Origin of the sequence: Sphingobacterium sp. UBA7249, assembly GCF_002472835.1 — a bacterium.
Classification (GTDB): domain Bacteria; phylum Bacteroidota; class Bacteroidia; order Sphingobacteriales; family Sphingobacteriaceae; genus Sphingobacterium; species Sphingobacterium prati.
Genome location: NZ_DKST01000013.1, coordinates 100502 through 113686 on the forward strand (window position 1 = coordinate 100502; position 13185 = coordinate 113686).

Here is a 13185-nt window from a genome sequence, read left to right on the forward strand (position 1 = left end):
TCATATTTAAATTTATTTTTAAACCGGAAATACCAACGTGAAGGTAGTGCCCTGCCCCAGTTGACTTTTTACTGTAATGTCCCCACCGATGAACTCAGTGATTTCCTTACAGAAAGCCAAACCTAAACCAATACTTCCTTGCTGATTATATTGACTTTTTATTCTATAAAACTTTTTGAAGATATTGTTAAACTCCGCCTTCTCGATACCAATTCCTTCATCCTTAAAAGTGATAACAAAATTCTTCTTATTTTGTTGTATCGCAATATCCAAGATTTTATGCCCTGTTTTTGAATATTTGTAGGCATTGTCTATCATATTTTGAAACACACTACTCAATAATACCGGATCTGCTAGCATTGACGTTCTTACATCAATTTTTGTGCTAATCTTGAAGTCCGCGTATTTTATTCTCGAGGAAGCAACCAGATTTTCAGTAAATTCCTCTAAATCCACCTCCTCCTTATTTAATTTGATGGTTTTATTTTCAATCTGACTAAAGGACAATAATTTATTCATTAGATTATTGAGCCGGTCAGCTTCCTGATCCAATATATTACCATACATCTTTCGCTCCTCGTCGGAAAGAACTTGCGCACTCTTGATATTATTTCCCGCAATTTTTATCACACTTACAGGTGTCTTAAACTCGTGGGTCAAATTGTTGATAAAATCATATTGCAATTTAAAAAGTCTCCCGTTAATTTCTAAATTTCTATAAATTAAATATAAAATTGCAATCAAAATAATATAAATCAAGGATATACCACCCAATACGGGCCAAAAACTTCGATTTATCTCTTTCGAAAGAAAACTTTTACTTGATCTGAAAAGCAATTTATAATCAGCCAAAGCGCCTGGCAACGGCATTTCTGTCGAAATCTCATCATTTTCCGGCGTGATCGGAGCCCCCACTAATGGCACGATCTCTACTTTTTCATAGAGATTCGTATAACTATTTTTAACCTCCAAATACATTGGGTCAATTTGAAAGTTGAACATGTCTTGTTCATAGCCAACAGTATGGTCCAAATTTCCTTCCATAATGGATTTATAAACAATCAAATCGTTAACCCGTGGTATATTTAAATAGGTAATCTGCCCGGGCCTGATCGTATAAAATACTTTCAAAATATCTTTATCAGAAAGCTTTGCATTCGGTTGCAATTTATCGATATAAGTAGCTAACTTAACACCTATATTATTAATTTCCTCAGAATGTAGCCCCATCTGACCGCGGTCACGAATTGTGTTTTTATTGAGCCCCGAACGGGACACTGTAAAAAAAGTAATGGTTTTGGGTTGAATTCTTAAATTATTAACGATAAAGCCATAATTTAAATTATGATCATTATTAAATTGTAGATCAAAAAAACCAATTTCCCGCACAAAAGGGTAAGAACTTAAGATGCTATAAGCATATTTACCGGCCTGTACAGAATCTAAAAAGCCTTGATAAAAGGAAACTTCAGGGATTCGATTTTGGAAAAAGTCATTAAAAGGAATTAAGGTTTGATCAAAAATCTCTGATTTCCTGTTCGTAAATTCGTTCTTTATGTGAGATTCGGTATAATTTCTGGATAGAAAAAGTGCAAAAATATACAAACCACTGATGACAATGAAAAACATCAGCAATAGTCCATAATTTTTTCGATAACTATATTTTTCTGCTTTCATATAATGCCCCTAGTCTACTAGATATTTTGCCAAAAATCGTTCCAGCTCATTGTAGTAGCCAAATACATTCTCATCCTTTTTAAAGGTTCTATCTTCATCTTCCTTAAGAAAATATTGTACAGGAACATTGTTGTTTTTTAGCTTTTGAACAAATTGATTTGCATCCGTTACCGAGCTAAATCGGTCTTTACCTCCTTGGACTAGTAATACAGGTATCCGTACTTTGTCAGAATGGAAAACCGGAGATATATTTTTAAATAGCTCTGCTTCCCGGATAGGGTTCCCTACGATCTGATACATTTTTTGCACATAGGATTTAAAATAAGGCGGAATATCCCTAAAATAGGTAAATAGGTTGGTGTATCCAGAATAAGAAACTGCACATTTATACAGGTCTGAATTGAAACAAGCCGCATGCAGCGCCGAATATCCTCCAAAGCCTTTACCAACAATTGCGACACGATCCTTATCGGCGATTCCCTCTTTAATCAACCATTTCACGCCATCCGTAATATCATCTTGAATTTTCCCTCCCCACTCCTTAAAACCAGCCGTCCAAAACTTCTTTCCAAAACCCGTCGACCCTCTATAATTCATTTGAAAAACTAAATATCCCCTGTTCGCTAAAAATTGCGCCTCATTATCAAAACCCCAAACTTCCCTTCCATTGGGACCGTCATGTGGTAATACTACCATAGGAAGATCTTTCCGATTGGAATGCACAGGATAGGTCAAATATCCAGATATTGTTATACCGTCTCTCGCTTTGTAAGTAATAAACTCATTTGGGGACAATTCTTTATCTTTAAGGTCAGAATTATTATCTGCTAATTTGGTCAATTTTTTTGTGGTAAAATCATAAAAATAAATTCCACCGGGATTGACATCTGTATAGGTCTTAATAATCACTTTTTCACCTGAAACGTCGGTACTGAGAACCTGGAATTCAAAGCCATCAATTTGCTTCGAAAGTTCATCATATTTCTTTTTTGTCTCCTCATCAAAAAAATGCCGGTTTTGTCTTGAAGTTGTATAATTCACAAACAATAAACGATTCTGCTCCGGAAAGTATCCCCCTGGGCTCACATCGACCTCTTTATGACTATACAACTCCCCCAATTCCCTTTCATTGACCAAATCATAGCTGACAAGGGCTAGCTTATCGCGATTTATATTTGACAGGGCATAGATAATACTGTTTGAACTATCTTTGTACCCTAAAGGGGTAAAGCTACTTTCAACATCACAGCGTATAATCTCCTTAAAAGGCTGGTCCTGTGAAGCCCTGAAAAGAACAGATTGCTGTACCGAATCGTTGGCAATCGCCAAGCGGACCTGCCCGTCTTTGGAAGCAATCCAGGAGCTCATATTACCAGGGTTTTGCAAAATCAATTCCCGTGGTCTACCGTCCAAGTAAATGCGATAAAGATCGAAAAATGAAGAGTCTCGATCGTTGATCCCCGCCACAAAAGCCTCTTTACCGGAAACCATCGAATGAACCCACCTGAACCGTGCACGAACAGGTTTAATGAGTGGCCAAATCTTTTCTGTGTTAATATCCACTGCATATAAACGTAAACTATCCTGGGAAGATTGTTCGGTCAAAAAAGAAATTTTGGAATCATTGTTCCAAACAAATGATTTTACATTGATATCATTCTGATAAGTAAGCTGTTTGGAGCTGTCCTGATGCAGTAAATCTATTAAATAGATATTTTTGCAATGATTGTCCATGCCAATATAAGCAATGAATCGGCCATTGGGAGAAATCTTAAAATTTGATTTTTCAGGTGTGGAAAAGAATTGATTGATGGGTATAGGGTCAACTTTATGTTGTTGGCATCCCAACATAGTCAATATACAGAAAAACAAAATAGTCCAAAATTGCAACCTCATAATCCCAAATGCGTCCTTATCAATTAACTCAAATATTGTAATTAAAAACCAAATTGCAGCCAATGCAACCTTATTTTTACAAGATATAGTAATTAAACGTAATATTCAAAAATAGCGTATAAAACCGTATTTTTGTTTATGTTTTTATATAATGTATCTATTATAGCAGAAGAAACAATCCATCATGAGATCGTTTCTTGGATTGAGGATAATATCGTGCAATCCCAAAAATTCCAAGTTCATTTTCTGGAGATGCTCCAGTCGCCCCACGAAGGAATAACTTATTGTATCCAAGTGGTCTTACCTTCGGAAGAACACATTGCTGACTTCCAACAGGTACATTTGATACCTTTACAACAACTTGTTTCGGAGTCGTACAAGGACAAGGTTTTCCTTTTTGACAGCACAATGAAATATTTAAAAAAATAAGGAGCTTTAAAGCTCCTTGTTTTTTTAATATAAACTAGAATTCTTTATTCTTCTTATTAGGCTCCAGTTCCTCGTCTTTCTCAGCAATTTCCATCGCTAGTTCGTACCGTGGATCATAACTTATTTTGGGCGTTAGGAAATGTAAAAGGATTAAACGGGCATACCTAAAATTAAAAGGGGCGAAAACTAAAATAGTAGCCGCCAATCCACTTATATAAACCCAGGGGGACTCGCTCCTGGTCAAAATTGCAATGATCACCGATACAGCTACAGTTTGTGCAACAGATAATGCATAACTCACATACATCGCCGCATAAAAATAGCCCGGTTCGACCTCATATTTAACACCGCAATGCCGACAGACTTCATTCATCTGCTGCTTTCGTAGGCTATAGACCTTTCCTTCAAATACATTTCCAACATGACATTTGGGGCATTTGGAATGTATCATCGCATGAAATTTAGATGTCGGCATTACTTTCTATTTTATCTCGTTAATAAATTTTTTGGTAGGTGGATTCTTTTTACGGTATTTTTTATACCAGAGATAGCCCAATCCGGCCGCAGCCAAATAAGGAATCACCAATAGAAACAAGATGCCATCATTCAACCCCTTTCCCTGCATATTCCCTTCTTTCGTGGAATTCTCGGCATTCAATGTACACATCGCACACTGTGCTCGGGAAATAGAAATCACCGAGCAGCTTAAGGTAAATATTACGAGTAGATATTTAAACCATTTCATAGCTCAAAGTTACTGAAAATTTAACGATTAGCGTACCAATGCTTCAAATTTGTCCCAAAAGCCATCTTGCGGCAATGAAGCTACCAGCTTCATCTCCTCTTTTTTTATGGGATGTGTAAACGCTAGCGATCGCGAGTGCAAACAGATGCTTCCCAATGAACTCCCTCTTGGATATCCGTATTTGTTATCGCCAACAATAGGACAACCCATCGCCGCCAGCTGCGCACGAATCTGATGCGTACGACCTGTAAGAGGTTCAACACGTAACAGGTAAAAGCCATTCAACTCACCTATTACCGCATAATCCAGTTCGGCATAGGTACCGCCTTTCACTTCACGCGGAAATGCTTTGGTCACTCTCGTCTGCCTATTTCGAATTAACCAGTTAATCAATTTGCCTTCAGCATTTCGCGGACGTTGACGCACAATGGCAAAATAAGTTTTTTTCACCGTACGATCTTGAAAAAACTTATTCATACGCTCCAGCGCCTTACTTGTCTTCGCAAAAAGAATCATACCACTTACCGGTCGATCCAACCGATGGATCACCCCCACATAAGCATCATTAGGTTTACCATATTTCTTTTTCAGGTAGATCTTCACCATATCTTCCAATGAAAGGTCGCCGGTTTCGTCAACTTGCACGATATCTCCTGCTCGTTTATTGATTGCTATTAGATGATTATCTTCGTAGATCACCTCTTTATCCGTAATTTCAGATTTATTCATTTCTTTTAAACTAAAGATCATCCAAACGTGCAATTATTTTAAATAATCCATTAAAAAAACGCACGACTTATTGTTGAGAAAATGCTCGGTCCTCCATCGTTTTCCCAACAACTGTAAAAATTTTCGACGAATTTTGTACCACATCCACTCAGAAAAAAAGGCCCTACGCAAGCGTAAAGCCTTTCCATATTTTGTTAATCAAAATTACTGCGCACTATCCGCCTTTAGTAATTCTGCTTTCTTTGCATCTTCTTTCATCTTCTTCTTGAAGAAGCCACGTAATAAGAAGTTATGTTGCAAAGCTTCCATATTCTCGTCTAATTTCTCCGTACTTGAATTCAAGTTGTTGATTGCTGACTTAATTTGGTTTGCTGAAGCAGGGTCGTTCAATAAGACACCGACTGCATTATCCTTATCATTCAATCGGCTCGAGGCATTATTCAAGTTATTGATCAACGCATTCGCCGTTTGGGATACGCCCTGCAATTGAGCTGCTGATTGACGTAAATTGGAGAAGATAGCGGTATCAGTCGTCAGATCATGAATCAAACCTCTATTGCTGTTCAACGAATTTGTCAATGTTACCAAGTTTGCGGATGCCTTGTTCGCATTGTTCATTGCTGCACTGATGGACAATAAACTAGCACGGAGCGTATTCACCATAGCCGTATCGGTCAACATCGCACCAACCATTCCTTTTCCATCTGCTAAGCCACGTGATATCTCGACAAAGTCTGTTGTAATCTTCGCCAAATTTTCATTATTTACCTGCAATGTTTCCATCATCGCCTCCATATCAGCGGTTTTGGCCGAACGTAAAAAATCGCCTGTTTCTACGGTAGGTGCATTCTGCGATCCCCCTGAAATAACAACAATCTTATTACCAATCAGTCCATCAGAACCTAATTTTGTGACTGCATCTTTACGAATATATTCCGCAGATTTCTCTTCAATAGTTAAAACAACTTCGACATCCTGTACACTTTTAAAATGGATATTTTTAATAATACCCACCTTAACTCCAGAAAACCAGACATTACTTCCTACTTTCAATCCTGCAACATCAGGAAATGAAGTTGTGATTTCGATGTTTCTTGTAAATTTCTTCTGTTGACTGCCCAAAATAAAAATCCCGGCCAAAAGAATCAATACGCCTAAAAAAACAAAAATACCAACAATGATTGCTCTTTTATTTTCTGCCTTACTCATGTATATTATAGAATAAAATTATAATTATAAAACGCTTTTACACGTGCGTCATCTGTATCAAAAATTTCCTCAAAAGACCCCTGTCTTTCAAACTTACCGTCCAATAACATCACAATACGATCTCCTACTTCCTTCGCGCAGGCCAAATCATGCGTAATAATAATTGACGATGTCTTATACCGCTCTTGAACTTCATTAATCAATCCATTGATGTCTAAGCAAGTAATAGGATCAAGACCCGCCGTTGGCTCGTCATACATCATAATCTCTGGCCTCAGGATTAACGTACGAGCTATACCAATCCGCTTACGTTGGCCTCCTGATAGTTCAGATGGCATCTGGTTGATTGCTTGGGATAAGCCTACACCATCCAACACCTCTTCCACTGCATAATTAATCTCAGATCGTGTGAGCTTCCGTTTATTTCTCACCAAAGGAAATTCCAAATTCTCACGAACCGTCATACTGTCATAAAGCGCACTATTTTGGAAAGAAAAACCTATTTTTAATCGTAATTCACGCAATTGACGATCGTTTAATTCCGTAACAGATTCACCTAATACATCAATTGTCCCTTCGTCCGGTTTTAATAATCCCGAAATCAATTTGATCAGCACCGATTTACCTGTACCCGAACGTCCTAATACAACAAGGTTTTCTTCCTTATATAATTCCAGGTTAACATTCTTTAATACACGATTATCCCCAAACGATTTACTGACATTTCTGATTTCAATAACGGATTGAGAATGATCTATATTTAATTTAGCTTTTTCCATATACCTCTATCCAAAGAACGATAAAACCTGAACTATAATTATTTCCTCAATAAATACAAGAAACATCGAAGCAACCACGGCCGCATTGGCGGCCTTACCGACTCCTTCTGTACCTTTAGAAGAAAAATATCCACAATAGCAACTAACAGCTCCAATGGTAAAGCCAAATATAACAGCGCGTAATACCATAGCGCCCAAATCCTTGAAGGCAATTGTTTCAAAGACCTGTGTAAAAAAGCTCAAAAAGCTCAAGTCATCTTTACTCATCATACTTAAGTAGCCACCTAAAAGACCAATACCTGCTACATAGAAACAGAGCACGGGGATACCAATAGTTGTAGCTATAATTCTACTTACAATCAAATATTTATAAGGATTCGTGCCTGATACCTCCATTGCATCAATCTGTTCGGTCACATTCATCGAACTTAATTCGGCACCAATTTGCGACCCTACTTTACCCGAAGCAATCAAAGCCGTTACCAGAGGAGCCAGTGCACGGACAATAGCAATGGAAATTAAGGATGGCAACATCGAAGTTGCACCAAATTCTTCCAAGGAAGGGCGAGATTGTTTGGTAAAGACAAAACCAACGATAAATCCTGTTAAACTGATCAAAGGCAAAGATTTATAGCCTATCTCATAGCATTGGCGAATAATTTCTTTGAATTCATATGGTGGTGTTACTAATTCGCGCCAAAACCGCAATAAAAAACGGTGAATGTTTGCGAATTCTAGAAAAAAAGTCTGAAGTTTTTTAGCCATTTAAAATTATGTCTATGTCAAATTAATGTGTCATAAAACACCTCATATGCTCAACAAACACGTAACAATTCGAGCGGTAAAGGTAAATAAAAAATATGTATCTAAAATTGTCGTTTATGTAAAAAGATCATCAATTTGACTTTTATATCTATAAAATCAGATTTATGCTGTACTGATTAAACCATTTAATACGTTATGCTGTCATAATAACAAAGACAATAGCATAGAGTTTTGTCGTACTTAAAATATTACGAAGATGAAAAATTTGGGAAATATAAAATATTGGGTATTGGGTCTAATCGGAGTTGCTTCTTTTACAAGTTGCACAACATCAATGGCCCAAAGAGGGGGATACTCAGGTTATAATAACTATAATAACACTGGGGTTTCATTTCAGATGTTCTATGATGAACTTTCACCATACGGACAATGGGTCAATGATCCAAACTATGGATATGTATGGATCCCTGATGCTGGCCCGGACTTCCAACCTTATGCGACCAATGGTTACTGGTCAATGACGGATTATGGTAACACCTGGGTTTCCGACTACGATTGGGGGTGGGCTCCTTTCCACTATGGACGATGGAATTACAATGACCGTTATGGCTGGGGTTGGGTTCCTGATTACGAATGGGGACCAGCATGGGTCAACTGGCGTCAAAGCAATGACTATTATGGATGGGCTCCATTGGGTCCCGGTATGAACATTAATGTTTCGGTCAATATCCCTATGAACTTCTGGACCTTTGTTTCAGTCAATCATTTCATGAACCGAAACATGGATAGATATTATGTAAATCGTCGCAATTATAACAACATCTATAATAGAACAACTGTGATCAACAACACCACGATCATCAATAATAATTATTATGTTGGTGGTCCGAGGAGATCTGACATCGAACGTAATACAGGTAGAAGTGTTACAGTCAACAGGATTACCAATGTCGATCGTCCTGGATCTGCGCGTAGTAGCAGCAATCGTTCACGGGCAAACGAAATCAGTATGTACCGTCCGAATGTAGACCGCAACACACGTTCTTCTGCACGTCCGACCAATGTTGTTGACGCTTCGACTCGCACACGCAGCAATAATAGTGCAATATCGGATCGTACCAACCGTGTCATCTCTAATCGGGATAACATCAATACAAGATCCGGAAACCGTGAATTATACATAGACAATAGTGGTAATGCATCGGTAAGATCACGTAATAATAACAGTACTACCGGATCTACACGTAGTTCTGGAGACAATAACAGCAGAACGAGAGATAATGGTTCGACCAACAGAAATAATGTAGGCACAACACCAAATTCGAACAATTACGATTTCAGAACACGATCCGACAGGCAGTCGAATCCAGCAAATAATAACAACCCTACTTCTACCGGTAGAACCAGACAAGGAAACGCTGTTGACAACGGTAGCGTTGTCAACAGCCGAAATACGGACTACAATGCACGCGTAAGAACGGGTACAAGCAACACAGGTGGAGCAAATTCTTCACGCGGTTCGCAACCAACAACAACACCGCAAAGAAATGGAAACTATGACTCGGGTAACAGTAGAACTCGTTCAAGCCAACCCGTAAACCAACCTGCCCAACCGGTGCAAAACAGAAGCTCTGAGGGTTCCCGAACAAGGTCATCAGCTCCTACAGTAAACAGATCAGGTTCGGCAAATAGCGGAAACTCTTCAGCGCCAAGGTCGAGATCATCTGAAAGCTCTGGTCGTTCGGGAGGTAGTTCAGAAAGAACAAGATCACGCTAAAAGATCAAAAAATTAAGCTTTAAAAAAGCGGGTCAGTAATGTACTGACCCGCTTTTTTTTTAACGTTTAACTATTCGAGGTGCTAACGTATTTTCTTCAATCATTAAAGACTTCGTTTCGGGCACTTATAGACTTATATAACTCGATATATACAGGATACCCAGTATCACGAAAGTTATATTTATGACGAACAATCCGAACAATTTCATGTTAATTAGTAAATTTACAGCTTTAAACAAAAATCAGATTAATAAAGATGGCTTCATTCACCTCTATATTAGATAACGACTTCTATAAATTCACCATGCAGAATGCGGTAGTCAAATTATTTCCCAAGGCAAAAGCACGCTACCACTTTATCAATAGAGGCCACCATAAGTTTCCGGAAGGATTCGACATCCTTCTAAAAGAAGCTGTAAACACAATGGCAGATCTACGCCTTACCAAAGCCGAGAAGGCCTTCTTTGCGAGAACTTGCCCTTACATTGATCCCACCTATTTTGATTTTCTACAGGGATATCGTTATGATCCAGATGAAATCAAAATCACCCAAGATGGGCCTGATCTCGAGGTTGTTATTGAGGGGTATTGGTACCGGACCATCCTTTGGGAAGTACCGCTAATGTCGCTCATTTGTGAACTTTTCTATGAGTCACAAGGTTTAATTCGTGCGTCAGATGAAGAAGTGATCGCGACAGCCAAAGATAAAATTGAAAAATATAAAAAACTTCATATTACTATTGCCGATTTCGGCACCCGCAGACGGCATTCCTACGAAGTCCACGATCTGGTTGTCCGTACTTTAAAACAATACGGAGAAAAAACCTTTATCGGAACCAGTAATGTTCATCTGGCCATGAAATATGAGACCAAACCTATTGGCACACATGCACACGAATGGTTTATGTTTCATGCAGCTAAATATGGCTATAAGATGGCCAACTTGCTGGGCTTGGAACACTGGTCCGATGTTTATCGGGGTGACCTTGGGATTGCGCTATCTGATACGTATACAACCGAAGTTTTCTTTCAGCAATTCGACAAAAAACTTACCAAATTATTTGATGGTGTACGCCACGATAGCGGCGACCCTTTGGAATTTGCAGACAAAGTAGTTGCGCATTACAAGAAAAATGGTATAGATCCGCTGTCAAAGACAATCATCTTTTCCGATGGGCTCGATTACGATAAAGTTGAGCGGATAGCGAATTATTGCGAAGGCAAGATATTACACTCCTTTGGTGTTGGCACCAACTTTACCAACGATGTGGGACTTAAACCCATGAATATCGTCATCAAAATGACCGATGCTCTCCCGGAGGACGACCAATGGACTCCTGTCATCAAACTTTCGGATGAACCAATGAAACACACTGGTGATGAAGATTCCATCTATATTGCTAAAAAAGTATTAATGATTGATAATGACAATGTATAGAGACGTATATGGTGAGGCATTGGATGATTACTTTATCCATCAGGAAGAAAAATTCCCATTAAAGCTCCATACAAGTTATGGGGACCAAGACGAAATGCCCGTAGAAGTTTTTTTTAGGGATGCAGATGATTTTCCAGAACTGGAGTTTATCGGATTATCTCTCTGTGACGGACGGGTATTGGATGTAGGTGCAGGAGTAGGCAGTCATAGTTTATATTTACAGGATAAGGGATTTGAGGTCGATGCATTGGAAATATCACAAACGGCCTGCCATATTATGCAACAACGCGGCGTGCAAAATATCGTCTGTCAAAATTTTTATCAATTTAACGGACAAAAGTATGATACGCTGCTGTTTCTTATGAATGGTATAGGCATTGCTGGTGACATTGCTGGTTTTAAAAAGCTATTGCATCATAGTAAAGAGCTCCTAACTGAAAAAGGCCAGCTTATTTTTGATTCCTCAGATATCAGTTACCTCTATAAAGATTATAATATCAAAAAGCCTGCCTACTATTTTGGAGAGATTCAATATCAATACGAATACAAAGGACAAAGGGGCACTCCCTTCAAATGGCTGTATCTAGATCAGGATAAGCTGATCAAAATATCCCACGAACTGGGCTGGGTAGTCCAGATTCTATATGAAGATGAAAATGATCAGTATTTGGTTCGTATGGAACCGAAAAAATAACAGACCTATTTCAGAACTTTAGGCACAACTGAAATGCATCAAAAAAACCTTAACTACCTGTTCGGTAGTTAAGGTTTTTTGCTTTCGTATGCTAAACATGGTCAGCCTGTTTCAGGGTTTCAACTACTACTTTTGGGATCTAATATAGATATCACCCATCGAAGTCTTCAGGATCACATCCTGTCCGCCACCATTCATTTTCCCTTTAACAGTATTTGACATGTTGTAAGGATTACTTTTAGGTTCCTCCACAGGTTTTTCAAACTGAAATTCATCCGCCGCATAGATATTGCCCATTGAGGTCTTCATATCTACGTTGGCGCCGAATTTTGCTGGAAAAGCGACATCCACAGCCCCCATTGCGGCAATAAGGGAAATCGGTCCTTTAACCGGTTGTACAAATTTGGCGACCACATCTCCTTGAGCGACCTTTACATTAATCGGCCCTGTTACATTGATCACTTTGACATCGCTCATCGTGCTGGAAATCTCCACCTCAGCTTTAACATCCTTTATCTCGATACCACCGCCATTAAAAAAACCGCCGCGACCTTTTACGCTAATAGGAAGATTAAAAGGAACACGCACATGTACCGAATCCTCCATTGGCATGCCCACCAAACTAATTTCGGTCACGCCAGCGTTATTCTGGATATTCATCCCCATTCCCGAATTATCGGACAAACCCGAACCGTTGACTACGCGTAAACCTTTAGCACGATCGTTTTCTTCCTGTTCCTCTACATTCGCTGTAATTAAAACTTCTTTGCCATTGTAGCCTTCGATAGCCACATTATCAAATTTTAGCAATAACTTCTCTCCTAAAGCAGGTACTTTAAACTCTTTCCAAACTTTCTTTCCACTATTTCCAACTGGCCCTCGCATTTCCCTAGGAGGTTTGGGTGCTTTTGGTGGAATAACACCTTCGGCGTTCTCCGTTATTTGGGCTTGCAACGCATTTGCAAAAAGCAAGACCATTCCCATAATCATTATTCTTATCCTTTTCATCGCTCTAATTATTTTATCCTTTATCTATTGTTTTTTTTC

The 13185-nt window shown here is 38.7% G+C and carries 13 protein-coding genes; 4 read left to right on the forward strand and 9 right to left on the reverse strand.

The features are described 5' to 3' along the window. Positions 1-18: 18 nt before the first annotated feature. Together B4A24_RS09515 and B4A24_RS09520 are read right to left on the reverse strand one after the other, a co-directional pair. The gene (locus B4A24_RS09515; RefSeq protein ID WP_172395575.1) at positions 19-1677 is read right to left on the reverse strand and encodes a sensor histidine kinase; all 1659 of its coding nucleotides are present in this window, start codon (positions 1675-1677) and stop codon (positions 19-21) included. A 9-nt stretch (positions 1678-1686) separates the two neighbouring features. Further along, complete coding sequence (locus tag B4A24_RS09520) at positions 1687-3573, reverse strand: alpha/beta hydrolase family protein (protein ID WP_293944547.1); 1887 nt, start codon at positions 3571-3573, stop codon at positions 1687-1689. A gap of 138 nt (positions 3574-3711) precedes the next feature. On the opposite strand from B4A24_RS09520, the gene B4A24_RS09525 reads away from it, so the two are divergent. Then, positions 3712-4002 (forward strand): DUF4286 family protein, encoded by a 291-nt coding sequence (locus B4A24_RS09525; RefSeq protein WP_172395573.1) that lies wholly within the window; start codon positions 3712-3714, stop codon positions 4000-4002. Positions 4003-4036: 34 nt separating this feature from the next. Here B4A24_RS09525 and B4A24_RS09530 read toward each other — a convergent pair whose 3' ends face one another. From B4A24_RS09530 to B4A24_RS09555, 6 genes are all read right to left on the reverse strand, one after another. Further along, on the reverse strand, positions 4037-4453 hold the full coding sequence (locus B4A24_RS09530; protein ID WP_293944548.1) for a DUF983 domain-containing protein: 417 nt from the start codon (positions 4451-4453) through the stop codon (positions 4037-4039). A gap of 30 nt (positions 4454-4483) precedes the next feature. Beyond that, on the reverse strand, positions 4484-4747 hold the full coding sequence (locus B4A24_RS09535; protein WP_293944549.1) for a hypothetical protein: 264 nt from the start codon (positions 4745-4747) through the stop codon (positions 4484-4486). A 27-nt stretch (positions 4748-4774) separates the two neighbouring features. Next, positions 4775-5476: an RluA family pseudouridine synthase gene (locus B4A24_RS09540; RefSeq protein WP_293944550.1), complete on the reverse strand. Its 702-nt coding sequence runs from the start codon at positions 5474-5476 to the stop codon at positions 4775-4777. 204 nt (positions 5477-5680) lie between these two features. Further along, positions 5681-6685 carry an MlaD family protein gene (locus B4A24_RS09545; protein WP_172395569.1) on the reverse strand — a complete coding sequence of 335 codons (1005 nt, stop codon included), beginning with the start codon at positions 6683-6685 and terminating at the stop codon, positions 5681-5683. A gap of 5 nt (positions 6686-6690) precedes the next feature. Beyond that, positions 6691-7464: an ABC transporter ATP-binding protein gene (locus tag B4A24_RS09550; RefSeq protein ID WP_293944551.1), complete on the reverse strand. Its 774-nt coding sequence runs from the start codon at positions 7462-7464 to the stop codon at positions 6691-6693. A gap of 6 nt (positions 7465-7470) precedes the next feature. Continuing rightward, on the reverse strand, positions 7471-8229 hold the full coding sequence (locus B4A24_RS09555) for an MlaE family ABC transporter permease (protein ID WP_172395567.1): 759 nt from the start codon (positions 8227-8229) through the stop codon (positions 7471-7473). 256 nt (positions 8230-8485) lie between these two features. Between B4A24_RS09555 and B4A24_RS09560 the strand changes: the two genes are divergently transcribed. From B4A24_RS09560 to B4A24_RS09570, 3 genes are all read left to right on the forward strand, one after another. After that, positions 8486-10006 carry a DUF6600 domain-containing protein gene (locus B4A24_RS09560; protein WP_293944552.1) on the forward strand — a complete coding sequence of 507 codons (1521 nt, stop codon included), beginning with the start codon at positions 8486-8488 and terminating at the stop codon, positions 10004-10006. Positions 10007-10262: 256 nt separating this feature from the next. Beyond that, on the forward strand, positions 10263-11444 hold the full coding sequence (pncB, locus tag B4A24_RS09565) for a nicotinate phosphoribosyltransferase (RefSeq protein WP_293944553.1): 1182 nt from the start codon (positions 10263-10265) through the stop codon (positions 11442-11444). After that, on the forward strand, positions 11437-12138 hold the full coding sequence (locus B4A24_RS09570; RefSeq protein WP_293944554.1) for a class I SAM-dependent methyltransferase: 702 nt from the start codon (positions 11437-11439) through the stop codon (positions 12136-12138). Before pncB ends, B4A24_RS09570 begins: the two co-directional genes overlap by 8 nt. Positions 12139-12264: 126 nt before the next feature. Here the strand turns inward: B4A24_RS09570 and B4A24_RS09575 are convergent, their stop codons facing one another. Further along, a complete protein-coding gene (locus B4A24_RS09575) occupies positions 12265-13146 on the reverse strand; it encodes a DUF4097 family beta strand repeat-containing protein (protein WP_293944555.1) in 882 nt (293 codons plus the stop codon). Positions 13147-13185 lie beyond the last annotated feature (39 nt).